Below are 23,863 nucleotides of genomic sequence, written 5' to 3'. Positions count from 1 at the left end.
CGCTGTTCAGCGCGTTTCGCTTAGACAGTTTGCAATGAGAGCGCAGACGCGGCAAGGGCCGCACCTATGGTATAAAAAGTCGCCCTGCGTGGCGCTCTGTTCCCCTAATCCACTCTTGGGAGTTCACGAATGATCTTCACCCGCATCAACAAGGCTTCGCGCCCCGGTTCTTCTATTGCCATGGCGCTTGTGCTTGCCGCCACCGGCGCGCTCGGTGTGTCCGCACTCGAGGCTCCTGCCTTCGCCAAGCAGGACAAGGAAAAGGAAGCCAAGCCCGAATACTCCAAGGAGTTCATGGCCGCCTATTCCCCACTCGACCAAGCTTTGAAGGCTGAAGCGCCCGATTACGCGGCTGCTAAGGCTTTGGTTCCTGCACTCGAAGCGACCGTCAAGAGCGCTGACGAGAAACGCGCTGCGGGCGGCCTGATATTCAACCTTGCCAACTCATCGAGCGACGCCGACCTGCGTCTGAAGGGTATCGAAATGATGCTTTCCAGCGGCAAGGTCGATTCCGACTTGGGTGGCCAGCTTAGTTTTGCCGCCTATCAGGCGTACAAAGATGCCGGAAATATTGCCGGCGCGCGCGAAGTGCTCGAGGGCGCTATCAAATCGAACTATGCCTTCACTGCGCAGATGAGTGACGGCAGCCAACGTACTATCGCTGCCGCTGACATGCAGCGCATGATCGCCGATCTATATTTCGATCAGGGACAATACGCGGAAGGTCTGTCCTACATTTCGAGCCAGATCGAAGCGCTGAAAGCCGCCGGTCAGCCGGTACCCGAAAGTTTGATCCGCTCCGGTCTTTCCCAAGCTTACGAAAACAACCTCAACCGCCAGTCAGTGGAGTATGTCGCGCTGCTGGCTGAAAACTACCCGACCGATGTAACCTGGGGCGATGCGGTAATCATCACGCTTAACGCCAACAGCTACGCGAACCCTGAAGTGCTCGATCTCCTGCGGCTCTCACGCCGGACTGGCGCATACAACGACGCGCGTGTGCTGTCGGAGTATGTCGAAGTGCTCGACGCCAGGCGTTATCCTGGTGAGGTCCTCGCTGCGATCGATGAAGGCATTGCCAAGGGCGTAGCGGACGGAAGCGATCCCTTCCTCGCCGAAACGCGCAAGGAGGCTGCTGGCCGAGTGGACACCGATCGCAAGGAACTTGCTAGTCTTGCCGCGGATGCGCGTGCAAGCAATGCTTCGCTCAAGACCTTGGTAGTAGCTGGCGACACCTTCCTCAGCTACGACCAGCCGACCGAAGCCGAAGAGTTCTACACCAAGGCGCTCGGCATGAGCGGCGTCGAGACTCCGATGGTTCTCACCCGTCTCGGCATCGCCCAGTATGACCAGGGCAAGTATGCCGAAGCCATCGAAACCTTTGGCAAGGTCGAGGGCGCTCGTCAGGACATCGCCAACCTCTGGGCCATTTACGCCGCCCAGAAGAGCGGCATGTAATCCAATAGGGTTTAGCCACTTAAAGCGGCGCGGGTCCTAAGCGGATCCGCGCCGTTTTGCTGTCTAGCGCAGGCGTTTGACGTAGAGCCCGTTGTCCCGCCGTTCGACCTTGAACTGGTCCATAGCCTGAAACAGGTCCGAAAGGCGTTTGAAGCCGTAGTTGCGTACGTCGAAGCTGGACCGGTTGCCCGCCAGGCTGCCGACCTCGCCCATCTGGGCGTAGCCGTCCTCGTCACGATTGGCAGCCTTCCAGGCAGTGCCGAGCAATTCGACGAGGTCGTCGTCAACCGTGGATTTTTCCGCCTTGCCCTGCGACTTCGAAGGCGCCGGCTCATCGGCCGCGCCCGCGATCAGGGCATCGATGTCGATGAAACGGGTGCAGGCACTCTTGAAGGCGTCCGGCGTCTTGCTCTTGCTGCCGAAGCCGTAAACGATGAGGCCGTCTTGCCGAAGACGCGTTGCCAAGGGCGTGAAATCGCTGTCCGAGCTCATGATGCCGAAGCCGTCCACCTTGCCCTGGTAGAGCAGGTCGATCGCGTCGATCGTCATGGCCATGTCGGTGGCGTTCTTGCCGGTCGTCATGTCGAACTGCTGGTAGGGCAGGATGCCGAACTTGTGGCTGTACTTGTCCCAGCCCTGGAGGTTCTTCTTGGTGAAATTGCCGTAGGCCCGCTTGATATTGACCTGGCCCAGTTCGGCCATGACGGTCAGCACCGGGTCGATCCCGCGCGGAGTGGTGTTGTCCGCGTCGATCAGCAGGGCGATGTTCTTCAGTTCTTTGTCAGACATGCGCGCTCACATGGGCGGAGCGGGCTGCAAGCGCAAGTCACTCCGCCGGAGAGAACTCGCCGCTGTCGCGGTCGAGCAGGCGCAGGATGCCATCGGAAATGGCGAAATGCGCGCCGCGTAGTGCCAGATCGCCGCTCGCCACCTTGTCAGAAACATAGGGGAAGGTCATGAGGTTGGTGAGGCTGACCTTCACCGCTTCCAGTTCCATTGCCAGTTCCGCCTCGCGACCCGAAGTCCCGTATTTCGCGGCGATCGGTTCGCGCGCCTCGTCCAGCATATCGACCCAGTGCGCGACAAAGCCCCCCTGGCCGATCTCGTTGCCGTGCAAATCCTGCGTCAACGCCGCCTGGCACCCGCCACACAGGCCGTGGCCCATGACCACAATTTCGCGCACCTTGAGGAACTGCACCGCGAATTCGACCGCAGCCGAAACCCCGTGGCGACCGGGCGTGGTCTCGAAGGGCGGGACAAGCGCCGCGACGTTGCGGACGACGAAGATTTCGCCCGGCGCGACATCGAGGATTTGCGCCGGATCGACGCGGCTGTCCGAACAGGAAATGACCATGACCTGAGGCGATTGACCCTCGGCAAGCTGCTGCCACTGCGCCCGCTCTTTATGCCATTCAGTGGCGCGGAAATTGCGATAGCCGTCGATCATCTGTTCGAATGTCTTCATGGCTCGTGCTGCTGCCCCGAAACCTTGGGCGAGGCAAGCCCTCGAATCGTCCTTCATGCACATAGCTATGCAAGGTTGCGGCAAACCGGCTTCGCGCCTAGATGGGCGGCGCGATGAACGATCTTTCCTCCACACCGAAGCCCGAGGGCGAACAGCCGAAGAAGCAGCGCAAGCCCGACTGGATCCGCGTCAAGGCGCCGGTCAGCAAGGGCTATCACGAGACGCGCAAGCTGATGCGCGACCTGTCGCTCAACACCGTGTGCGAGGAAGCGGCCTGTCCGAACATCGGCGAATGCTGGGACAAGAAGCACGCCACGGTGATGATCCTCGGCGATGTTTGCACCCGCGCCTGTGCTTTCTGCAACGTTAAGACCGGCATGCCGCGCATCGTCGATCCGATGGAGCCTGAGAATGTCGCCATTGCGGCGGGACAGATGGGCCTCAACCACATCGTCATCACGTCGGTGGACCGCGACGATCTGCCCGATGGCGGCGCGGACCAGTTCGTGAAGGTCATCAAGGCCCTTCGCCGCGAGACCCCGGACACGACGATCGAGATCCTCACCCCCGATTTCCGCGGCAAGATGCGCGGGGCGGTCGAAAAGATCTGCGAAGCCGGTCCGGACGTTTACAACCACAACCTCGAAACCGTGCCGCGCCTTTATCCGACGATCCGTCCGGGCGCGCGTTATTACGCCTCGCTGCGCTTGTTGGAGGAAGTGAAAAATCACGACCCGCTTATCTTCACCAAGTCGGGCATTATGCTCGGTCTCGGCGAACAGCGCCTCGAAGTGCATCAGGTGATGGACGACATGCGCAGCGCGGACGTCGATTTCATCACCATGGGCCAGTATCTCCAGCCGACGCCGAAACACGCCAAGGTGGAAGATTTCGTCACGCCCAAGGCCTTTGCCGCTTACGGTTCGATCGCGCGCGCTAAAGGCTTCCTGCAGGTCGCCTCGAGCCCGCTGACCCGTTCGAGCTATCACGCGGGCGACGATTTCGCCGTGATGAAGGCCGCGCGCGAAGAGCGGCTCGCGAAGGAGCGCGCGAGGCAGTCCGCCTGATGCCTGGCATTCGCGAGACGCGGCGCCTTCCTTACAGCTGCGAACAGATGTTCGATCTGGTTGCGGACGTGACCAATTATCCCAAGTTCCTGCCGTGGGTCGTTGCGACCCGCGTGCGCAGCGACAACGAAACGGAGATGGTCGCCGACATGCTGGTCGGCTTCAAGGCGATCCGCGAGAAATTCACCTCGCGCGTAGTCAAGAACCGGCCCGAGCATCTCGAGGTGTTCTACGTCGATGGGCCGCTCAAGGATCTCGACAACAACTGGAACTTCCGGTGCCTGCCCGACGGCGGGTGCGAGATCGACTTCTGCGTCGATTTCACCTTCCGATCGAGTGTGTTCGAAGCGCTGGCCGGCCAGTATTTCGACCGCGCTTTCCGCAAGATGGTCGAGGCTTTTGAGAAACGCGCGGACGAGCTTTACGGCCGCGAAAACGCCGCCGCCAACCTCTAGGGCATCAGCAGTTCGAGCGCGCAGACCGTTGCCTGCCGGCGGATATCGGCGCGCGAGGTCGGGTCGAACTTTCTGAGTTCGCCTTCGGGCTCGCCTTCGTCGCCGCGTTTCACCCGAGCGAAGACCACTGTGCCGACGGGCTTCAATTTTGTCCCGCCGGTCGGGCCTGCCACCCCGCTGATCGCAATGGCAACATCCGCTTCGCTCCGGGCAAGCGCGCCCTTGGCCATCGCCCAGGCGCAGGCCACCGATACGGCGCCGAAGGTCTCGATGATGTCGAGCGGGACGCCGAGTGTCTCCATTTTCGCTTCGTTCGAATAGGTGACAAAGCCGCGGTCGAAGACGGCGGACGATCCGGGGATTTCCGTTAGCGCAGCCGATACCAGGCCGCCCGTGCAGCTTTCCGCGATGGCGACCTTGCGGCCCTCGGCCATATTGGCCTCGATCACGCGGCGCGCGAGATCCTCGATATCGTCGGGAAGAAGAGTTTCGAGCGTCATGCCCACCTCGATTGCGTCAGTCGCGGATCACCGTGGCGACGGCCTGCGCGGCAATTCCTTCGCCGCGTCCGGTAAAGCCGAGCCGTTCCGTGGTCGTCGCCTTCACCGATATGGCGCCGATGTCAACGCCGAGCAGTTCGGCGATCCGCGCGCGCATGGCCTCGCGGTGCGGCCCGATCTTGGGCGCTTCGCAGATAATGGTGAGATCGACATTGCCGGTGCGATAACCCGCTTTGGCCACGAGATCGGCGGCATGGGCAAGGAAGCGGTCGCTGCTTGCGCCCTTCCATTGCGGGTCCGAGGGCGGGAAGTGGCTGCCGATATCGCCGTCGCCAATCGCGCCGAGAAGGGCATCGACAATGGCGTGGAGCGCGACATCGGCATCGCTGTGACCGGCAAGGCCCTTGTCGTGATCGATCTTCACGCCGCCCAGCCAGAGCTCCTCGCCTGCCGCGAGTTTGTGGACGTCGAAACCGCTGCCGATGCGAACGGGGGGTAGGTCGGACACGAAATCCTCCGCGAAAGTGAGTTTCTTCAAGCGTTCGTCTCCCTCGACAAGGGCTACAGCACCGGCGCCTGCGCGAAGGACCTGCGCGTCGTCTCCGGCATCGGGCTCGCCCTGCCACGCGCGGTGGGCCGCGAGGATGTCGTCGAAGCGGAAGGCTTGCGGGGTCTGGACGCGGCGCAACTTCTCGCGTTCCCCGTTTCCGGCCATCACGCCGCTCTCGTCAATGGCGAGGCTGTCCACGACGGGAAGGGTGGGGATAGCGCCCGGGTGGTTGGCGAGCGCTTCGAGAAGCCTGGCTATGACATCCCGAGGCAGGTCGGGGCGCGCGGCATCGTGGATCAAGACTCGGTCCGCTGCCTCAATCTCGTCAAGCCCGTTGGCGACCGATTGCTGGCGGGTGTCTCCGCCCACAACCATGCGCCACCCGTTGAGGCCTTCGAGCGCCGTCGAAGTCGCGTCCTCGCCGCCTTCGGGAATGACGACGACCAGCGGATCGGCGCCCGCTTCCAGAAAGGCCTCGACCGAATGCCGAAGCACCTGTTTGCCCCGCCACATGGCGAATTGCTTGGGCAGGGGCTGGTCCGCGCGCATCCCTTTGCCCGCGGCGACCACGATTGCGGCGAAGGAGAGAAGGGGGCTTTCGTCCTGCATAGCTATAGTGCGCCGCTAGCGGCTTGAGGTTTTCGCTGCAACGCACTATGTGCCTGCCCAATATTTAGGCACAGCCGCACTCATGAACGCAATCACCCAACCGCCGGCCCCGCCGAAGCCGATCCATATCGGCAATGTGGCTATCGATACGCCGGTCATCCTGGCGCCCATGACGGGCGTCACCGATCTGCCGTTCCGCAAGCTGGTTCGCAAATACGGCTCGGGCCTTAATGTCACCGAGATGATCGCGAGCGAAGCCGCAATCCGTGAAACGCGCCAGTCGGTCCAGAAGGCGGCCTGGGACCCGATCGAAGAGCCGGTTTCGATGCAGCTCGTCGGTTGCGACCCCTCAAGCATGGCAGAGGCCGCCAAGCTCCAGCAGGGCAATGGCGCCGATATTATCGACATCAATTTCGGCTGCCCGGTGCGCAAGGTCGTCGGCCAGCTGGCCGGCTCTGCCCTGATGCGCGAAGTCCCGTTGGCGACCAGGCTGATGGAAGCCACCGTCAGGGCGGTGGACGTGCCTGTGACGGTCAAGATGCGGATGGGCTGGGACCATGCCGATCTCAACGCCCCCGAACTGGCGCGCATTGCCGAGGATCTGGGCGTGAAGATGGTCACCGTACACGGCCGCACGCGCAACCAGATGTACAAGGGCAGCGCCGACTGGGAATTCGTCCGCAAGGTGAAGGACGCCGTCAATATCCCCGTCATCGTCAACGGCGATATCTGCACGATCGACGACGCGGCCAAGGCGCTCGACCAGTCGGGGGCGGACGGGCTGATGATCGGGCGCGGTGCCTATGGCAATCCGTGGTTGCTGGCGCAGGTCATGCACTGGTGGCACACCGGAGAACGGCTAGAAAGTCCCAGCTTCGACGAGCAGTACGAAGTGGTGGTGGAGCACTACCGTGATATGCTCGAACTCTATGGCGAGCAGGTTGGCGTGAAAATCGCGCGCAAGCACCTCGGCTGGTACACCAAGGGAATGCACGGCTCTGCCGAGTTCCGTAATCGCGTGAACTTCATCGACGATACCAGTGAAGTCCTTGGCGAATTGGAGCGTTTCTACGAGCCGTTCCTGCGCAGGCGCGCCGCATGAGCGCCAGCCCGGGCGCGCCCGATGCCGATGCGCAGATCTCAGGGCTGATTTTCGCTGTCCTCCTGCTCGATCAAGACGATCGCATCCGGCAGGCCAATCCCGCGGCCGAGGAATTGCTGGGGCGCAGCGCAGGCCGCCTGATCGATGCGGATTTCGCGGATGTCATCGGGATCGACGACGGCAGGCTGCGCGACAGCCTCCGCAATTTCGATGCGCAGGTGATCGCACGCGGCATTGCCATCGAAGCTGGTCAGAAAGCGCGTCGGGTCAATTTCACCAGCTCCCCCATGCACGCCCATCCGGGCTGGCGCGTAGTGACGCTGTCCGAAGTCGGCCAGGAGGGGAACAACGGAGACTACGAAGAACGCGTCGAACTCCGCGCCCCGGCGGTGCTCGCCCATGAGATCAAGAATCCGCTGTCGGCCATTCGCGGGGCGAGCCAGCTTCTCGCCCGCCGCGTAACCGAAAAGGACCGGCCTCTGGCTCGCATGATAGAGGGCGAAGTGGATCGGATCGCCCAGTTGATCGACCGGATGCAGCAGCTGGGAAGTCGCAAACCGATCAGGACCGCGCCCTGCAATCTGCATGAAGCCATACGCAACGCCATGGCAACGGTCCGCGCGGGACGCGAGGATGCCTGCGAAATGGTCGAGGAGTTCGATCCCTCCCTGCCTCCGGTCGAGGCCGACCAGGGCGCGCTCGAGCAGGTGATGATCAATCTCCTTGCGAACGCCTGCGACGCGTGTTCGCTCGTGGAGAACGCGCGGGTCGCCGTGCGGACGCGGTTCGTGAGTGGGCTTGTTTTCTCGGCCATCCGCTTCGGCAAGGCGACGCGCCTCCCGATCGAGATCACCGTCACCGATCCCGGGCCGGGCCTGCCTCCGGAACTGCGCGATCACGCGTTCGAGCCCTTCGTTTCGGGCAAGCCGCATGGGCAGGGCCTCGGCCTCGCCCTCGTGCGGAAGCTCCTGCGCGACATGGGAGGGCGCATCGCCCATGAACGCGACGAGCGCGCCGGACTGACCCATTTTCGCATCAACCTGCCAGTCGCAGACGGGGAACTGCCATGAGCCACAAGGTCCTGCTGGTCGAGGACGACCGCGCCATAGCCACCGTCATCACCGAGGCCCTGCGTGACGAGGGCTTTGCGCTGGATCACTGCACCAGCATCGCCCGGCGCGACGCCTTGCTGGCGCAGGACAGCTTTGACGTGATGCTGACCGACATCATGCTGGAAGACGGTGACGGCCTCGACGGAATTGCATCGGTTCATGCCGCCGCGCCCGACATGCCGGTCATAGTGCTCTCGGCGCAGAACACGCTCGACACGGCCGTCAGGGCCAGCGACAGCGAGGCCTTCGAGTATTTCCCGAAACCTTTCGACCTCGACGAATTGACACAGGCCGTGAAGCAGGCGGTGGCGCGTTCCCCACGTCTGTCTGCCGAAGACGAGGCGGGCGAGGGCGGGGACCTCCCCCTCATCGGTCGCAGCCGCGCGATGCAGGATGTCTATCGCATGATCACGCGGGTCCTGCGAAACGACCTGACAGTCCTTGTCACGGGCGAAAGCGGGACGGGCAAGGAACTGGTCGCGGAGGCGATCCACCAGCTCGGTTCGCGCCGCACGGGCCCCTTCGTCGCGGTCAACATGGCCGCCATCCCGCACGACCTTCTCGAAAGCGAACTGTTCGGCCACGAGCGCGGGGCCTTTACCGGGGCGCATTCGCAGGCCATCGGAAAGTTCGAGCAGGCCAATGGGGGTACGCTCTTCCTCGACGAGATCGGCGACATGCCGGCCGAAGCGCAGACCCGGCTTCTTCGGGCGCTCCAGTCCGGGCGCATCCGGCGTGTGGGCGGGCGACAGGAGATTGCCGTCGATGTGCGGATCGTCGCGGCGACCAATCGCGACCTCGCGCCCATGATTGCCGATGGGCGGTTCCGCGAGGACCTCTATTACCGGCTCAACGTCGTGCCGATCCACCTGCCATCCTTGCGCGAGAGGCGCGAGGATATTGGCGCGCTGACCCGCCACTTTCTCGGGCAGGCGCGGGACGAGGGTTTGCCCCTGAATCGGGTCGACGATGCAGCGGTTTCCGCGCTGTCCGCGCAGGAATGGAGGGGAAATGTCCGGGAATTGCGCAACGTGGTCTTCCGGCTCGCGCTCATGGCGCGTGACGGGCTGATCGATGCCGAACTGGTTGCCGATATCCTCCCCTTAGGAAGAGCCGATCAGGACGCGAGTCAGGGTTCGGCGATCGAAGCCGCGCTTGATGAATGGCTTGCCGCGTCGCGGCCATCGACCGGGACGGTCTATCGCGAGGCACTTGCCGTTTTCGAGAAGCCGCTGATCGAGCATGCCTTGCGCGAAACCCAAGGCAACCAGCTACGTGCGGCACAACTTCTCGGCATCAACCGCAATACGCTTAGGAAGAAGCTCGGAGAGCTTGAAATCCGGCCCGAAGAGTTCGTCCGGCGGGGCTAAACAGCAATTCGTCGCTTTTATACTTGCAAAATTGCAACAGTGGCGATGTAAGAGCGCCACGATGGCGACGCAGGCCGCTTCCCAGACCCGCCGAATCCCGCGCTGGTGGCGCAGGTTCGTCGTGACGTCGCGCCGGGCGAATTTGTTCACCCTGCTCGAACTCGTCGCGATTATCGCCTTCCTGATAATGGTTGGAATGACCTGGGCGGCTTTCTCCGCCGCGCCGGCCGATGGTCGCTTGTTGCCGAGTGGGCAAGTTGCGGTCCTCCTGATCGGCACGCTCATTCCTGCCATGGCCCTGCTTGTGCTTGCCGGAAGACGGCTCGCCCTTCGCAGGGCTGCGGGAAGCACGGCCCGGCTCCATGTGCGCCTCGTGTTCTTCTTTTCGATGGTCGCAGCCGTGCCGACCCTGCTGGTCGCGGCCTTTGCTGCGGTGCTGTTCCAGTCGGGCGTCGACTTCTGGTTCTCCGACAATTCGCGCGGGCTTATGGAAAACGCCAATGCGCTGGCCGAAAGCTATTACGACGACAACCAGCTCGACCTTGCGCAAGAGACGATTTCCATGGCGATGGACATGCGTACCAATCTGCAGCGCATCTCCATCACCGATCCTGGATTCATGTTGGTCTATGAATACCAGGCGCAGCCCCGCGACGTGGTCGAAAGCGCCATTCTTCAGGCGCTGCCTGACGGTACGGCGCGGACGGCCGTCCTGTACAACATCTCCGAAGGCAGCGACCCGGTCGCCTTCACCGAGGAAAGCCTGACAGCGCTCCGCAGCGGTGAGCAGGTTGCAGTGCGCGGAAGCCCCGAGCGGATCGAAGCCGTCGCACCGATCGACCGGGTAGCTGGTATTTACCTCTACACGGCGCGCAACGCGGAAGGAGCGAGTTTTCGCAGTTGGGAGCGGGCCCGTTCGATCTCCAGCGCTTACGAAGAACTGACGTCGCGCGCCCGGGCCCTCCAATTACGGTTCAACCTCGCGCTCTTCTTCGTCAGTCTCGCGCTGGTCGGCATTGCCGTCTGGTTTGCGCTGCGTTTCGCGGACCGTCAGGTCGAACCGCTCACCGATCTCGTTGCGGCCGCCCGCAAGGTCGGCGCCGGCAATTTCGGCATGCGCGTCGAAGGGCGCACCGGGGCGGACGAAATCGGCCTGCTCAACCGCGCCTTCAATCGCATGACCGCCCAGCTCGAGAAACAAACCGATGCGCTCGTTTCGGCCAATGCGGAACTGGAAGATCGGCGCCGCTTCATCGAGGCCGTCCTCGAATCGGTCAGCGCGGGCGTCATCACAATCGATGGCGATCGCCGCGTCCTCCTGATGAACGCGCCCGCGCAGAACACGCTGCTGGAGGGCGGGCAGGGGAGCACACCGCCCGCTACGCTCGACGAGATGGCCCCGCAGATCACCGCCATGGTCGTCGCGGGGCTGGATCGCGGCGTGGTCAGCCACGCGCGGCACGGTGAACTCATGACCCTCGCTGTCAAGATCGTGCCCGAAGGGGAGGGGCATGTGATCACCTTCGAGGATATCACGCGCCAGCTGCTCGACCAGCGGCAGGCGGCCTGGTCCGATGTCGCGCGCCGGATCGCGCACGAGATCAAGAATCCGCTCACGCCGATCCAGCTTGCCACCGAGCGCCTGAAGCGTCGCTATCGCAAGCAGATCGAGCAGGACGGCGAGCTGTTCGACGAACTGACGAGCACGATTGTGCGCCAGGTCGGCGACCTTCGAAAGATGGTAGATGAATTCTCGAGTTTCGCCCGCCTCCCTAAGCCGGTCTTCCGCCCGGAAGACGCGCTCGACCTCATTCGCCAATCCCTGTTCCTGCAGGAAGTGGCCAACCCTGAGGTAAATTACGGCCTTTCCACCGAGGTCGAGGGTCCGCTGATGATCCAGGCCGACCGGCACCAGCTAGGCCAGGCAGTGACCAATATTCTCAAGAACGCGGCCGAGGCCATCGAGGCCCGAACTGCGCATGCGGAGCCCGATTACCGGGGCCGCATAGGTGTCGAAGTGGTGGAGGACGAGGACGCGGTGGCGGTTTCGGTGAGCGACAATGGCATCGGCCTTCCGCAGGATCGCGAACGCATCCTCGAACCCTACGTGACGACGCGCGCCAAGGGCACCGGCCTCGGGCTCGCCATCGTTAACAAAATCGTCGAAGAACATGGCGGGGAAATGAGTTTCTCCGCTGTCGACGGAGGCGGCACGCGCGTCACGTTGCGTTTCGCCCGGGATCCGCAGCATGTTCGCAAGAGCGATGCGGATGCACCCGCCGAAGAAAGAACGGGAAGCTGATTATGGCCTTGGATATCCTCATCGTCGATGACGAACGCGACATTCGCGAACTTGTCGCAGGTGTGCTGAGCGACGAGGGGTACGAATGCCGCACGGCGGGTGATAGCGCCTCGGCGCTCGAGGCGGTCGATGCGAAACGGCCCAGCCTTGTCCTGCTCGACGTCTGGCTCCACGGCAGCGACATGGACGGCCTCGAGGTCCTCGATGCGATCAAGGTCCGCGAACCGGAACTGCCTGTCATCATCTTCTCGGGACATGGCAATATCGACACGGCCGTCAGCGCGGTCAGTCGCGGCGCGATGGATTTCATCGAAAAGCCCTTCGAGGCCGAGCGCCTGCTCCACCTCGTCGAACGCGCAACCGAAACCGAGCGCCTGCGTCGCGAAAACACACGGCTGCGGGAAGGTCTTGGCGAGGGCGGCGAATTCACCGGCAACTCCGCTGTGATCAACACCGTGCGCGCCACGCTCAAGCGGGTTGCGCAGACTGGCAGCCGGGTCCTGATCACAGGTCCGGGCGGGGCGGGCAAGGAAGTCGCCGCAAGGCTTTTGCACAGCTGGTCGAGCCGCGCCGACAAACCCTTTGTCATCGTCAATTCCGCGCGCATCACGCCCGAACGCTTTGAAGAGGAGCTGTTCGGAGAGGAAGCGGACGGCAAGCTGGTTCGTCCTGGCTTGCTCGAAACCGCCGATGGCGGGACACTGTACCTCGACGAGGTCGCCGACATGCCGCTCTCCACGCAGGCACGGATTTTGCGCGTTCTGACCGAACAGAGTTTCGTGCGTGTAGGCGGTACCCGCCAGATCGGCGTGGATGTGCGGGTCGTCTCCTCGACTGCACGCGACCTTGCGCGCGAAATGGAAGAGAAGAACTTCCGCGAAGATCTCTTTTACCGTCTCAACGTCGTGCCGGTGGAAATCCCCTCGCTCGCCGAACGCCGCGACGATATTCCAGCGCTGGCCGAGTATTTCTTTGCACGATACGCCGCCGAGCAGGGCATTCGTCCGCCCGCAATCAGCGAAGAAGCCATGGCCGCGCTCCAAGCCTATGACTGGCCCGGCAATGTCCGCCAGCTGCGCAATGTGGTCGAACGCACCATCATCCTCACCCCGCGTGAACAGCTCGAAACGGTCGAGGCGGAGATGCTTTCGGAAGAGATTTCCGGCGGCAAGACCAGCGGCAACGCCGGTATGGCAGCCCTGATGGGCGCGCCCTTGCGCGAAGCGCGCGAGAGTTTCGAGCGCGAATACCTCTCGATCCAGATCCGCCGCTTCTCGGGCAATATTTCGAAAACGGCCAGCTTCATCGGCATGGAACGCTCGGCCCTGCACCGTAAACTGAAGCTTCTCGGTATGGCGGAACGCAAAGGATCCGACCGCAAATAAGCGCACCAAATTCCAGCGTCCTGCCCGAAAATCATTTATTTATTGCGGACGGGACCTCCTGTTGCCACATTGCGTTTCAAATCCGGACTAAAACCCGGTGCCCGGACGCGGTGGGAGCGTCCAGATCGCGGACCGTTCAAGCGGCCGCCAACAACAGGAGACACAAAGTTGTCTGGCGAACGTACACTCTCGGCACGGCCTCGTCCGCCCAAGCCGCCTGAGCCCAAGGGCAAGCAGCCCAGCCTTCAGGACGCTTTCCTCAACCTTCTGCGCAAGAACAAACTACCCGTCACGGTCTTCCTGGTGAAGGGCGTGAAGCTTCAGGGCATTGTGACTTGGTTCGACAATTTCTCGATCCTGTTGCGCCGCGATGGCCAATCGCAACTGGTCTACAAGCACGCGGTCAGCACCATCATGCCCGGCCAGCCCATCGAGGCGGATCAGTTCGCCAGCCAGGGTTCGGGTGCGAAGCAGCGGCTGCTGCAGGACGTCTTCCTCAGCCGCGTTCGCGAGGCGGAAGCGCAGGTGACTATGTTCCTCGTCAACGGCGTGATGCTGCAGGGCAAGATCGCCGCCTATGACCTTTTCTGCATGCTGCTCGAGCGAGATGGCTACGTCCAGCTTGCTTACAAGCACGCGGTTTCCACTATCCAGCCCGCCACCCCGGTCGACCTGACCGAGGACTGGGACGAGGACGACAACTGAGTTTCGACGACGATCTTCTCGGCGAGGTTTCGCGCGGCGCGAAAGCTCTCGTCATCTGCCCCGATATCCGTGGGCAAGCCTCCGATCTCGACGCGGTGAACCGCCTGCGCGAGGCCGAGGGGCTTGCGCTCGCTATCGGGATCGAGATCGAGGACAGCTTTGTCCTGCCGGTGCGCGAAGTGCGGCCGAACCTCCTGTTCGGCGCCGGACAGGTCGAGAATATCCGCATCGCCTGCGAGCAGAACGAAGCCGAACTGGTCGTCGTCGATGGCGCGCTGAGCCCCATCCAGCAGCGCAACCTCGAAGAGAAACTCGGTCGCAAGGTCATCGATCGGACCGGGCTGATTCTCGAAATCTTCGGCGAGCGCGCGGCAACGGCGGAAGGCCGCCTGCAGGTCGAACTCGCCCATCTCGATTACCAGCAGAGCCGGCTCGTGCGCAGCTGGACCCACCTCGAACGCCAGCGCGGCGGTTTCGGCTTCCTAGGCGGCCCCGGTGAGACGCAAATCGAGGCCGACCGCCGGATGATTCGCCAGCGGATGGGACGGCTGCGCAAGGAACTGGAACAGGTTCGCAAGACGCGCGGCCTCCACCGTGAACGCCGTGAGCGCGCGCCGTGGCCAGTCGTCGCTCTGGTCGGTTACACCAACGCGGGCAAGTCCACGCTGTTCAACCGCCTGACGGGCGCCGAAGTGATGGCGGAAGACCTGCTCTTCGCCACGCTTGACCCCACCATGCGCGCCATCTCGCTGCCGGGCGTCGAAAAGGCGATCCTGTCCGACACGGTCGGCTTTATCTCGGACCTGCCGACCCAGCTCGTGGCGGCGTTCCGGGCAACGCTGGAAGAGGTCACGGCCGCCGATGTCATCTGCCATGTCCGCGATATTTCCAACTCATCGGCAGAGGCGCAGAAGACGCAAGTTCTTCGCGTCCTGAAGGGCCTCGATGTTATCGACGGCGATGACGGGACATCTTCTATCCCGATCCTCGAAGTGTGGAACAAGTGGGACCTTCTCGATGACGAGAAAGCCGATGAGTTGGGGCAGCTGGCCGACAACAGCGACGACATCATCCGCATTTCAGCGGTGACGGGGGAGGGGGTGCAGGAACTTCTCGTCCAGCTCGGCGAAATGCTCACCGCAAAAGCTTCGGTGCGGGAATTCGAGGTCCCGGCGAGCGATGGCAAACGCATTGCCTGGCTGCACGCGCACGGCGAGGTGTTGGTGGAAGAAGATGCAGGCGAGGGCGCTTCGGGGCCGTTGAGGCGCTTTGTGGTGCGGCTCAACCCCAAGGAACTGGGCCAGTTCGAAAGCCTATGAAGTTGCTTTTTCTCGCCGCTTGACCTCCTGCCAGAGTTCCTCCTGCGCCTCGAGGTCGCGGGTCGCGAAATCGCCGCTAGCCAGATCCTCCATGGCACGGAAACGCCGCTCGAACTTTGCATTTGCCGCTCGCAGTGCGCTTTCCGCGTCGATCCCGTAAGCTCGAACGAGATTGACCGCAGCGAACAGGAAATCCCCGGCTTCCTCATCGATCTGATCACCACTTGCCTCACTAAGCTCTTCGATTTCTTCCAGAACCTTGGCGCGTGGCCCTTCGTGGTCCGGCCAGTCGAACCCATGGCGTGCCGCCCGTTTCTGAAGTTTCTGGGCGCGTAACAGAGCAGGCAATGTGAGCGCTACACCGTCAAGCGCGCCATTCACACCAGAGGCTTCGCGTTCGGCGGCCTTGAGATCCTCCCAGCGGCTTTCCTCCATCACGCCGCCTTCGTCGCCGAAGATGTGAGGATGCCGGGCTTCCATTTTGTCACTGATCGTTCGCGCCACGTCTGCGAAGGCGAAGTGACCGGCTTCCTCGGCCATGCGCGCGTGGAACACGACCTGAAACAACAGATCGCCCAGTTCGCCACGCAGGTCCTCCATGTCGGACCGCTCGATGGCGTCAGCGACCTCATAAGCTTCCTCGATCGTGTAGGGAGCAATCGTGCTGAAATCCTGCGCGGTGTCCCATTCGCAACCGGTTTCGGGATCGCGAAGGCGCGCCATGATGCGAAGCAGACGGTCTAATTGTTCAGGCATGTAAGAACGGATAGGGCGGTTTGCCGGGAAGCTAAACCCTGAACTCACACGTTAGACCGATAATATATATTATGTTAAGTCAAGAGAGGGCTGCGGCTCAGTCCATCCCAGTCAGAGCCCTCACCAGAAGATAAGCCCCCCCGATGATTCCGACCCAGATCAGAGCGATTTTCAGCATCCGGTTGCCGCTGAGGTTCTGATCCCGCTTCATGCCCATAAGATAGGCCACGGCCAAAGCGCTCATAAGCGCTGCCCAGGCAATCGTACCCCCGTCCATATTCATACCGCGACCTCCAGTCCGTCATACCCGACAAGGACACCCTTCGGCACCTTGGCGCTGATTGTGGCGTAATCCATCGACTTGTCGAGATGGGTGAGCACGGTTCGCTTCGCCTTTACGCACCGAGCCAGGTCCAGAGCCATCTCCAGATGCGCATGCGTGGGATGCGGGCGTTCTCGAAGGCAGTCCACCACCAGCAGATCGCAGCCCCTGAAACATTTCACCATCGCCGGTGTGATCTCGCTGAAGTCGGTTGCGTAAACCACGCTCTTGCCGTCCGCCTCGAAGCGAAAGCCGGTACTCTTGACGGGACCGTGCGGCATTTCGACATCGTCGAAAGTAAAGCCTGCAACCATTTGTGCCTGCGACGTTTCTTTCAGATACACGATGGTCGGATAGCCGAACTGGCCTTCAAAGATATAGTCGAACCTTCGGCGCAGGCGCTCGCAGGCCACGCGGCCCGCAAAACCCGGCAGCGGATTGCTGCGATCATAGCGCATGACGCGCAGGTCATCGATCCCGTGGCAGTGATCGGCGTGGTCGTGGGTCCAGAAAACCGCGTCGACCTTGTCGATATTGTTCGCAAGAAGCTGGGCGCGAAGATCGGTTGCCGTGTCGACTAGGATGCGCTGGCCAGCGTCATTTTCAACAATGATCGAAACGCGGGTCCGCCGGTTCTTCGGCTCGTTCGGATCGCATTGCCCCCAGTCGTTGCCCACGCGCGGGACGCCTGCGGACGTCCCCGAACCGAGCATGAGGAGCTTCACGAAGCGGCCTTGTTGAATAACCGGTAGAAGTTGCTGGTGGTATACTCGGCAAGCTCTTCCAGCGTCTCAGCGCGCAGCTCGGCGATGAAGCTGGCAGTGTCGCGCACGAAGCCAGGTTCGCAGGGCTTTCCGCGATGCGGAACGGGCGCGAGGAAGGGGCTGTCCGTTTCCACCAGCAAGCGGTCCTGCGGGACGGTCTTGGCGACCTCTTGCAAGTCCTTCGCGTTCTTGAAGGTCACGATCCCGGAGATCGAGATCGAGAGGCCAAGCTCCAGCGCCGCCTCTCCGAACTGCGCCGAGGCCGTGAAGCAATGGATCAACGCCGGAAACGCGCCCTTCTCCATCTCGTCGCGAAGGATTGCGAGCGTGTCATCCTCGGCATCGCGCGTGTGGATGATGACCGGTAGGCCGGTTTCCCGCGCGACGTCGATGTGCATGCGAAAAAGCCGCTGCTGCTCGTCGCGGTCGGAGTGGTCGTAATAATAATCGAGACCGGTTTCGCCGATGCCTATGACGCGGGGATCCCGGGTCGCATCGAATAGTTCCTCGCGCGTCAGGTCGGGATGATCGTCGGCGTTGTGCGGATGGATGCCGACGCTCGCCCAGACATCGGGCTTGGCGTTGGCGGTCCCGACCACCTGACACCATTCGGCCTGCTTGGTCGAGATATTGAGGAAGGCCCCCACCCCTACCCCGCGCGCACGATCAAGCACGTCCGACTGATTTTCGACCAGCCCTTCGTATTCGAGGTGGCAGTGGCTATCGACCAGCATCACGCGTCCTCGGCTTCCGGCATTTCGAGCCGCGGGAAAGCGGGCGTCGGCTTTTCGACAACATGGCCCGCGGCGACGAGCGAACCGAACCACCCTTCGTCGGACAGATCGGCATAGCTGCGCCGATCAGGCGTGACGCCAAGCTGATCGAGCACGGCCGCCGCCTTGGTCGGGACCACGGGCTGGATCGCGATCGCAAGGTCGCGGATGGCGAGCAACAGTGTCTGGAGAACGGCCTTCATCCGCTCGGGATCGCTTTTCTTCAGGCCCCAGGGCGCCTGCTCGTCGACATAGGCGTTGCAAGCGAAGACGGCCTTGAGCCACGCTTCGATGCCGACGCTGAAATTGAGCGCTTCGAACTCGCGCGGCAAAGTTTCTCGGCAGGCCTCCTGCACGGTGGCAAGCAGAGTCTTGTCGTCGCCATTGGTCTCGAAGGTCTCGAGCTTGCCGTCCATGTTCTTGTGAATCATTGACAGCGTGCGCTGCGCAAGGTTGCCGAAACTGTTGGCGAGCTCGGCATTCACCTTGTTTACAAGCGCTTCGGCGGAATAGCTGCCGTCCTTTCCGAACACGACTTCCGCCATCAGGAAGTATCGAAGCGAGTCGACGCCGAAGAGGTCGATCAGTTCGATCGGATCGGTCACATTGCCCGCCGACTTCGACTCCTTAACGCCCCGGTTCAGCAGGAAGCCGTGGCCGAAAACCTGCTTGGGCAGCGGGATATTCGCGCTCATCAGGAAGGCGGGCCAGTAAACCGTGTGGAAGCGCACGATATCCTTGCCGATCAGGTGGAGGCTGGCGGGCCAGTACTTGTCCCACATCTCGCCGCCATCGGGATAGCCGACGCCGGTGATGTAATTGGTCAGAGCATCGACCCAGACGTACATCACATGATTGTCCGCGCCGGGTACCTTCACACCCCAGTCGAAACTGGTGCGGCTGACCGATAAATCCTTCAAGCCGCCCTCGACGAAGGCGATCATCTCGTTGCGGCGGCTTGCCGGTTCGAGGAAGCCGGGCGTATTTAGCAGTTCGAGCAGCGGCTCGGCGTATTTCGACAGGCGGAAGAACCAGGTTTCCTCCTCGGTCCATTCAACCGGCGTGCCCTGGGGCGAAAGCATTTCGCCCCCCTCCCCTTCGACGAGTTCCTTTTCGTCGTAATAGGCCTCGTCGCGGACCGAGTACCAGCCTTCGTAACGGTCGAGGTAAAGGTCGCTCTTGGCCTCCATCGCTTCCCAGATGGCGCGGCTCGCCTTGTGGTGATCCTCGTCCGTCGTGCGGATGAAGCGGTCGTAAGTGATGTCGAGCCGGTCGAAGAGGTCCTTGAACGCGCCCGACATCTCATCGGCCAACTCGCGCGGGGTCTTGCCCAGATCGCGCGCCTTCTGCGCCATCTTCAAGCCATGCTCGTCCGTGCCGGTCTGGAATCGCACGTCGCGCCCCATCAGGCGCTGGAAGCGTGCGATGACGTCGGCCGCGACGGTTTCATAGGCATGGCCGATATGCGGCTTGCCGTTAGGATAGTGGATCGCGGTGGTGATGTAATAAGGGTCAGCCATTGCCGCGCTCGCTAGCCGCGCCTGCAGTTGCGAGCAAGGTTCCTATTTCCATTCCGAGCAGGCCCGGATCGAAATTGTAGGTCGGCTGCTCGCCCGTGATGCGCACGAGTTCGGCATGCGTGTCGACCAGTCTGCGAGGATCGCCGGCGCTGCCGATCACGCGCTCGGCAAGGATGGCACGGGCAAGGTCGAGCACGGCCTGAAGGCGGGGAATGTCCTGACGCGAGCCAATCACGCCTGCGAGCTGGCCCCTCAACGAGAAATCGCGATCCCCTTCCTCCACGATGCGACGCATGAGCTGCGCTGCCTTGCCGAGTTCCAGTTCGACGAAGGCCAGCGCCGCACCGGGCGAGCCTGCCGCCGCCGCAATCGCGGCGTCGCGCGTGGCGATATCGGCATCGGGCGCCAGGTCGCGCAACAGGTCGTCCATGGCGGAGGCGGGCAGCGTCGGGAAACGCACCGTCCGGCAGCGCGAACGGATAGTGGGGAGCAGCCGCGCGGGACTATGCGCGACGAGCAGGAAGTAAGTGCCCTGAGGCGGCTCTTCGAGGCTTTTCAGCAAAGCGTTGGAGGCGGAGACCTCCATATCATCGGCCGGATCGATGATGACGACGCGCTTCGAGCCCATCGTAGGGCGAGTGGTGAGGCGGCGCTGCACTGCGCGGACCTGGTCGACCTTGATGCCGCGGGCCAGTTCGTAAGCCTTGCCGTCGTCGCGCTTCTTCGCCTCATCCTTGTTCTTCGGCCCATAGGTGAGGGTGTGTATGTCGGGATGCTCGCCCTCCGCTTGCGCCCCGAGCAATTCACGCGCCGCGGCCTGCGCGAAACTTGCCTTGCCGAGACCCTTCTTGCCCGCCAGCAACCATGCGTGGTGCATGCGCTCGCCCGACCTCGCCGCGCGCCATGCCTCCCATGCGGCCTCGTGACCGACCATCGTCACGGCAGGAGACCCGCCAGCGCCGTCATGATGCGCACGTGCACGTCCTCGATCGATCCGGACCCGTCGATCCGAGCGAAGCGGTTCGGCTCTTCCTCTGCAAAGCGTTCGAAGGCCTTGTTCACGGAGCGATGATAGGTCTCGTCTCTGCCCCCGATCGCATCGGAGGTATCCCCGTCGCGGGCGCGCAGACGCGCGGACACTTCGTCGCTGTGGGCGCCGATGACGATGGTCAGATCGGGGAGCAACCCGCCGGTCCCGATCTCGTGAAGCTTGCGGACCTGCTCGTCGCCAAGCTCGCCGGCGCTGCCCTGATAGGCGCGACTGGAATCGAGAAAACGGTCGCAGACGACCCAGCGCCCGGCCTCCACCGCGGGACGGATCAGCCGTGCGACATGATCCGCGCGTGCTGCGGCGAACAGCAGCGCCTCGGCCTGCGCGCCCCAGCCTTCGCCGGGCGGGTGAAGCAACATTTCGCGAATGGCCTCGGCCCCGGGAGTACCGCCCGGCTCACGGGTCAGTTCGACTTCGATGCCGCGCTGTTCCAGCGCATCACGAAGGAGGCGGGCCTGGGTAGACTTGCCCATCCCCTCCCCGCCTTCGAAGGCGATGAACTTGCCTTTCCTCACGAAATCCAGCCCAGCACGCCATTGAGAATGCGGCCGGCAAGGCCCGCTTCTGCCACGGCATCTCGGGCGACGAGGGGTATACGATGATCCTGCATTCCCGGCGCGGATATGGTGAGCATGGCCACGCGCTCGCCCTTGCGGATCGGCGCACGCAGCGGGCCTTCGTACTGCACCGCCAAACGCGGCGCGCTCACTACTCCTTCGGGCAGGTCGACATAGATTCCGTAGGGAGAAACAAGCGCGACCTCGCGCGCGCTTCCGTCCTGCACTTCAGCCACACCGACGGGGGCCTCCGGAGCGAACAGCCGATACTGCTCGAATGCGCCGAAACCCCATTCGATGAGGTTGCGCGCAGCCCTGTCACGGTCGCGCGCCCGTGGGCTCGCTGCGACGACCATGACGAGGCGCCTGCCGTTACGCTCTGCCGAGCCCAGGAAGCCGTAACCCGCCTGATTGGTAAATCCGGTCTTGATCCCGTCCGCACCGGGCACGACGCCGCTTATGGGGTCGTGATTGGGCTGGGTGATGTTGTTGTAAGTGAAGGCGGGCTGGCCAATAAAATGGCGATATTTCGTGGGATGCCGGCGGATCATGGCGGTGGCGAGCGTGGTCAGATCGCGTGCGGTAACAAAGGTCCGCCCATCGTCCATCCACCCGTTGGGTGTGCCGAAATGGCTGTCCGCCATGCCGATTTCGCTGGCCTTGCTATTCATGGCCGCGACCCATTCCTCGATCGATCCCGCCGCTCCGTCTGCCAGGGCTGCGGCCCCGTCGTTCGCCGAAACCGTCGTCACGCCGTGGACGAGATCATCCACGGTTACCCGCGCATCGTGAGGCAGGAACATGGTCGATCCGACGTTGTTCCAAGCCCTCCAGACTTCCGGTTTGATCGTGAAGCTCTGCGCCGGCACGATCTTGCCTTCCTCCATCCATTCGAAAGCGAGGAAGGTGGTCATCACCTTGGTGATCGATGCCGGCATGAAGCGCCGGTCGGCTTCGCGTTCGAACAGGACCTGACCGCTGGTGAGATCGAACAAAAACGCGATCGGGGCAACATCGGCCTCCGGCGGTACGGACCGTTCCGCCTTCTGGGCGACCGCGGGAACACAGACCGCCGTTGCTGCGACACAGAAGGCAACGAGATTGCGCAGGATGGGTTGCAAGGAGCGCGACGCGCCGCGTTTAAGCGACGCTCCCTATCGAGAGTTGAATTGACTGGCACCTATAGCCACGCGGCTTGCCAATTGCGAGGGGCGGCGGGGGCTATTCCCCGCCCGACCTTCAGCGGGCGATTTCGTCCGCCAGCAGCCCGACGCTCATCGCGTAATAGTTCGAGCAATTGTACTCGAGAATTACGCGGTAATTGCTTGTCAAAAGCCAGGCAGGCGTCCCGGGGCCATCAGGCTGGAACAGCGTGACGAGCGTGTTTTCCGCAAGCGGCACCTGGGCCTGAACGCCAAGCGCGCGCCATTCGGCCGCCGTCTTGTACTGGCTGTGGCGCTCATGCACCCGCGGGCATACGGGGCCAACCAATTCGGTCTTGTAGCGATCGACATCGAAGCCGGAGGGCACATAGGCACGCACACCCCATGGCTGACCTTCCCGCCAACCGGCGTCGCGGAAGTAGTTCGCAATCGAAGCGAGCGCATCAACGCTGTTGTTCATGATGTCTGCACGTCCATCGCCATCGCCATCTGTGGCGAGGCGCAGGTAGACGCTCGGCAGGAATTGAGGATTGCCGAAGGCGCCGGCCCAGCTGCCCTTGAGCTCATTGCGGGAATAACCCTTGTCGGCGACCTTCATCAGATCGACCCATTCGCTGGAGAAAAGATCACGGCGTCGCCCTTCCCACGCGAGTGTGGCCAATGCCTGTGACAGGTCGAAACCACCCTTCACTCGGCCATAGGCGGTCTCGTGGCCCCAGATTGCGACGACGACCTCTGCGGGAACGCCGTATTCACGCTCGATCCTGGAAAGCGCGCTGTGATAGTTGGCAAACTCCCGGCGACCGCCACTGATGCGCGCGCTGTCGACATGGGTCGCGATATAGGGGGCAAGCGGAGGATAGCCGGGCGAGGAAGAAGACCCTGGCTGTGACTGGTCGAGCTGGATGACCCGCTGATTGGGAGTGAGGCCCGCGGTCATACGGCTGAGGGTCGCCTCGCTAACGCCTTCGGCACGGGCACGCGCCATCAATAGTTGAAGATAGGCATCGAACGACATGTCCTGCGCGGCAATTGGGGCGGCAGGAAGTCCCAGAAGCGATGCGCTGGCGAAGAGAAGTAGTTTGCGGAGGCTCATAGGGCCGTTCTCGCAGGCTGAATATGAATGGCAAGTGTCATTAACGGCTTACGCGTCTCGCCCGATTCGAGTTCCGACAATTCGAAGGTGACAAGAACGCCCAGTTTGGCTAGCCCGCATGTCGCTCAGCGGACAGGTGGCAGAGCGGTTGAATGCACCGGTCTTGAAAACCGGCAAGGGTGCAAGCCCTTCGTGGGTTCGAATCCCACCCTGTCCGCCAGCCTAGTTCTGCTGACTGGGCCGGATTAGGTAGCTGTCGCGCCGATGATCTGCCGGGTAATCCTCTGGGGTGACGCTCGACTGGTTCTTCAGCGCGATGTGATCTTCAACGAGACCGCCATCGTGTGTGGCCTCGTCATCCTCGTCCAGCCCCTGCGGCTCGTCCTTGATTTCGTATTCCACGTCTAATCTCCTCACCATGCCAAACGCGTGGGCAGGAGGTTTGCGCCGGAGCTTGCGACG

23 protein-coding genes and 1 tRNA gene are annotated in these 23,863 nt (G+C 62.6%); 11 read left to right on the top strand and 13 right to left on the bottom strand.

The window, feature by feature from the left end; all coding sequences use genetic code 11:
• Positions 1–129: 129 nt before the first annotated feature.
• Positions 130–1,458 (top strand): hypothetical protein, encoded by a 1,329-nt coding sequence (locus ED21_RS02005; RefSeq protein ID WP_006832146.1) that lies wholly within the window; start codon positions 130–132, stop codon positions 1,456–1,458.
• A 63-nt stretch (positions 1,459–1,521) separates the two neighbouring features.
• On the opposite strand, the gene ED21_RS02000 is transcribed toward ED21_RS02005, so the two are convergent.
• The gene (locus ED21_RS02000) at positions 1,522–2,247 is read right to left on the bottom strand and encodes an NYN domain-containing protein (RefSeq protein ID WP_006832145.1); all 726 of its coding nucleotides are present in this window, start codon (positions 2,245–2,247) and stop codon (positions 1,522–1,524) included.
• Between the two features lie 37 nt (positions 2,248–2,284).
• Complete coding sequence (locus tag ED21_RS01995) at positions 2,285–2,923, bottom strand: carbonic anhydrase (RefSeq protein ID WP_006832144.1); 639 nt, start codon at positions 2,921–2,923, stop codon at positions 2,285–2,287.
• 113 nt (positions 2,924–3,036) lie between these two features.
• On the opposite strand from ED21_RS01995, the gene lipA reads away from it, so the two are divergent.
• A complete protein-coding gene (lipA, locus tag ED21_RS01990; RefSeq protein WP_034921205.1) occupies positions 3,037–3,990 on the top strand; it encodes a lipoyl synthase in 954 nt (317 codons plus the stop codon).
• On the top strand, positions 3,990–4,445 hold the full coding sequence (locus ED21_RS01985; RefSeq protein ID WP_034920977.1) for a type II toxin-antitoxin system RatA family toxin: 456 nt from the start codon (positions 3,990–3,992) through the stop codon (positions 4,443–4,445). The genes lipA and ED21_RS01985 overlap by 1 nt, the downstream gene beginning before the upstream one ends.
• Here ED21_RS01985 and ED21_RS01980 read toward each other — a convergent pair.
• Positions 4,442–4,945, bottom strand: coding sequence for a CinA family protein (locus tag ED21_RS01980; RefSeq protein WP_034920975.1), 504 nt, complete (start codon positions 4,943–4,945; stop codon positions 4,442–4,444). The two genes, ED21_RS01985 and ED21_RS01980, sit on opposite strands and share 4 nt — an antisense overlap.
• A 16-nt stretch (positions 4,946–4,961) precedes the next feature.
• Positions 4,962–6,104: a bifunctional 2-C-methyl-D-erythritol 4-phosphate cytidylyltransferase/2-C-methyl-D-erythritol 2,4-cyclodiphosphate synthase gene (locus ED21_RS01975; protein ID WP_006832140.1), complete on the bottom strand. Its 1,143-nt coding sequence runs from the start codon at positions 6,102–6,104 to the stop codon at positions 4,962–4,964.
• Positions 6,105–6,186: 82 nt separating this feature from the next.
• Between ED21_RS01975 and dusB the strand changes: the two genes are divergently transcribed.
• From dusB to hflX, 7 genes are all read left to right on the top strand, one after another.
• A complete protein-coding gene (dusB, locus tag ED21_RS01970; protein WP_006832139.1) occupies positions 6,187–7,206 on the top strand; it encodes a tRNA dihydrouridine synthase DusB in 1,020 nt (339 codons plus the stop codon).
• Positions 7,203–8,276: a nitrogen regulation protein NR(II) gene (locus ED21_RS01965; protein ID WP_006832138.1), complete on the top strand. Its 1,074-nt coding sequence runs from the start codon at positions 7,203–7,205 to the stop codon at positions 8,274–8,276. The genes dusB and ED21_RS01965 overlap by 4 nt, the downstream gene beginning before the upstream one ends.
• Positions 8,273–9,688, top strand: a complete 1,416-nt coding sequence (locus ED21_RS01960; protein ID WP_006832137.1) for a sigma-54 dependent transcriptional regulator — start codon at positions 8,273–8,275, stop codon at positions 9,686–9,688. Before ED21_RS01965 ends, ED21_RS01960 begins: the two co-directional genes overlap by 4 nt.
• Before the next feature lie 61 nt (positions 9,689–9,749).
• Entirely contained in the window at positions 9,750–11,990 is a 2,241-nt protein-coding gene (locus ED21_RS01955; RefSeq protein ID WP_006832136.1) for an ATP-binding protein, read from the top strand.
• Positions 11,991–11,992: 2 nt separating this feature from the next.
• The gene (locus ED21_RS01950) at positions 11,993–13,375 is read left to right on the top strand and encodes a sigma-54 dependent transcriptional regulator (protein WP_006832135.1); all 1,383 of its coding nucleotides are present in this window, start codon (positions 11,993–11,995) and stop codon (positions 13,373–13,375) included.
• Positions 13,376–13,543: 168 nt separating this feature from the next.
• Positions 13,544–14,080: an RNA chaperone Hfq gene (gene hfq, locus ED21_RS01945; protein WP_006832134.1), complete on the top strand. Its 537-nt coding sequence runs from the start codon at positions 13,544–13,546 to the stop codon at positions 14,078–14,080.
• Between the two features lie 53 nt (positions 14,081–14,133).
• Entirely contained in the window at positions 14,134–15,399 is a 1,266-nt protein-coding gene (gene hflX, locus ED21_RS01940; RefSeq protein ID WP_050784694.1) for a GTPase HflX, read from the top strand.
• On the opposite strand, the gene mazG is transcribed toward hflX, so the two are convergent.
• The 8 genes from mazG to ED21_RS01895 all read right to left on the bottom strand — a co-directional run bounded on the left by mazG (position 15,394) and on the right by ED21_RS01895 (position 23,401).
• Complete coding sequence (gene mazG, locus ED21_RS01935; RefSeq protein WP_034920970.1) at positions 15,394–16,155, bottom strand: nucleoside triphosphate pyrophosphohydrolase; 762 nt, start codon at positions 16,153–16,155, stop codon at positions 15,394–15,396. The two genes, hflX and mazG, sit on opposite strands and share 6 nt — an antisense overlap.
• 279 nt (positions 16,156–16,434) lie before the next feature.
• Positions 16,435–17,202 (bottom strand): MBL fold metallo-hydrolase, encoded by a 768-nt coding sequence (locus tag ED21_RS01925; RefSeq protein WP_006832130.1) that lies wholly within the window; start codon positions 17,200–17,202, stop codon positions 16,435–16,437.
• Entirely contained in the window at positions 17,199–17,975 is a 777-nt protein-coding gene (locus tag ED21_RS01920; protein WP_006832129.1) for a TatD family hydrolase, read from the bottom strand. Before ED21_RS01920 ends, ED21_RS01925 begins: the two co-directional genes overlap by 4 nt.
• Positions 17,975–19,534, bottom strand: coding sequence for a methionine--tRNA ligase (gene metG, locus ED21_RS01915; protein ID WP_006832128.1), 1,560 nt, complete (start codon positions 19,532–19,534; stop codon positions 17,975–17,977). Before metG ends, ED21_RS01920 begins: the two co-directional genes overlap by 1 nt.
• A complete protein-coding gene (locus ED21_RS01910) occupies positions 19,527–20,468 on the bottom strand; it encodes an AAA family ATPase (protein WP_034920963.1) in 942 nt (313 codons plus the stop codon). The genes metG and ED21_RS01910 overlap by 8 nt, the downstream gene beginning before the upstream one ends.
• Before the next feature lie 2 nt (positions 20,469–20,470).
• The gene (tmk, locus tag ED21_RS01905) at positions 20,471–21,100 is read right to left on the bottom strand and encodes a dTMP kinase (protein ID WP_006832126.1); all 630 of its coding nucleotides are present in this window, start codon (positions 21,098–21,100) and stop codon (positions 20,471–20,473) included.
• On the bottom strand, positions 21,097–22,263 hold the full coding sequence (locus ED21_RS01900) for a D-alanyl-D-alanine carboxypeptidase family protein (RefSeq protein WP_006832125.1): 1,167 nt from the start codon (positions 22,261–22,263) through the stop codon (positions 21,097–21,099). The genes tmk and ED21_RS01900 overlap by 4 nt, the downstream gene beginning before the upstream one ends.
• A 118-nt stretch (positions 22,264–22,381) precedes the next feature.
• Positions 22,382–23,401, bottom strand: a complete 1,020-nt coding sequence (locus ED21_RS01895; protein WP_006832124.1) for a lytic transglycosylase domain-containing protein — start codon at positions 23,399–23,401, stop codon at positions 22,382–22,384.
• A gap of 130 nt (positions 23,402–23,531) precedes the next feature.
• Here ED21_RS01895 and ED21_RS01890 point away from each other — a divergent pair.
• Positions 23,532–23,621 (top strand) — tRNA-Ser (locus ED21_RS01890).
• 2 nt (positions 23,622–23,623) lie between these two features.
• Here the strand turns inward: ED21_RS01890 and ED21_RS01885 are convergent.
• Positions 23,624–23,803 (bottom strand): hypothetical protein, encoded by a 180-nt coding sequence (locus ED21_RS01885; RefSeq protein WP_156787222.1) that lies wholly within the window; start codon positions 23,801–23,803, stop codon positions 23,624–23,626.
• Between the last annotated feature and the right edge of the window lie 60 nt (positions 23,804–23,863).

Origin of the sequence: Erythrobacter sp. SD-21, assembly GCF_000181515.1 — a bacterium.
Lineage (GTDB): Bacteria > Pseudomonadota > Alphaproteobacteria > Sphingomonadales > Sphingomonadaceae > Qipengyuania.
This window is presented reverse-complemented; position numbering and strand designations above follow the sequence as displayed.

Coding starts and splice junctions, on each gene's coding strand:
- ED21_RS02005 (WP_006832146.1), top strand. CDS start 130: ATGATCTTCACCCGCATCAACAAGGCTTCGCGCCCCGGTTCTTCTATT.
- ED21_RS02000 (WP_006832145.1), bottom strand. CDS start 2,247: ATGTCTGACAAAGAACTGAAGAACATCGCCCTGCTGATCGACGCGGAC.
- ED21_RS01995 (WP_006832144.1), bottom strand. CDS start 2,923: ATGAAGACATTCGAACAGATGATCGACGGCTATCGCAATTTCCGCGCC.
- lipA (WP_034921205.1), top strand. CDS start 3,037: ATGAACGATCTTTCCTCCACACCGAAGCCCGAGGGCGAACAGCCGAAG.
- ED21_RS01985 (WP_034920977.1), top strand. CDS start 3,990: ATGCCTGGCATTCGCGAGACGCGGCGCCTTCCTTACAGCTGCGAACAG.
- ED21_RS01980 (WP_034920975.1), bottom strand. CDS start 4,945: ATGACGCTCGAAACTCTTCTTCCCGACGATATCGAGGATCTCGCGCGC.
- ED21_RS01975 (WP_006832140.1), bottom strand. CDS start 6,104: ATGCAGGACGAAAGCCCCCTTCTCTCCTTCGCCGCAATCGTGGTCGCC.
- dusB (WP_006832139.1), top strand. CDS start 6,187: ATGAACGCAATCACCCAACCGCCGGCCCCGCCGAAGCCGATCCATATC.
- ED21_RS01965 (WP_006832138.1), top strand. CDS start 7,203: ATGAGCGCCAGCCCGGGCGCGCCCGATGCCGATGCGCAGATCTCAGGG.
- ED21_RS01960 (WP_006832137.1), top strand. CDS start 8,273: ATGAGCCACAAGGTCCTGCTGGTCGAGGACGACCGCGCCATAGCCACC.
- ED21_RS01955 (WP_006832136.1), top strand. CDS start 9,750: ATGGCGACGCAGGCCGCTTCCCAGACCCGCCGAATCCCGCGCTGGTGG.
- ED21_RS01950 (WP_006832135.1), top strand. CDS start 11,993: ATGGCCTTGGATATCCTCATCGTCGATGACGAACGCGACATTCGCGAA.
- mazG (WP_034920970.1), bottom strand. CDS start 16,155: ATGCCTGAACAATTAGACCGTCTGCTTCGCATCATGGCGCGCCTTCGC.
- ED21_RS01920 (WP_006832129.1), bottom strand. CDS start 17,975: ATGCTGGTCGATAGCCACTGCCACCTCGAATACGAAGGGCTGGTCGAA.
- metG (WP_006832128.1), bottom strand. CDS start 19,534: ATGGCTGACCCTTATTACATCACCACCGCGATCCACTATCCTAACGGC.
- ED21_RS01910 (WP_034920963.1), bottom strand. CDS start 20,468: ATGGTCGGTCACGAGGCCGCATGGGAGGCATGGCGCGCGGCGAGGTCG.
- ED21_RS01895 (WP_006832124.1), bottom strand. CDS start 23,401: ATGAGCCTCCGCAAACTACTTCTCTTCGCCAGCGCATCGCTTCTGGGA.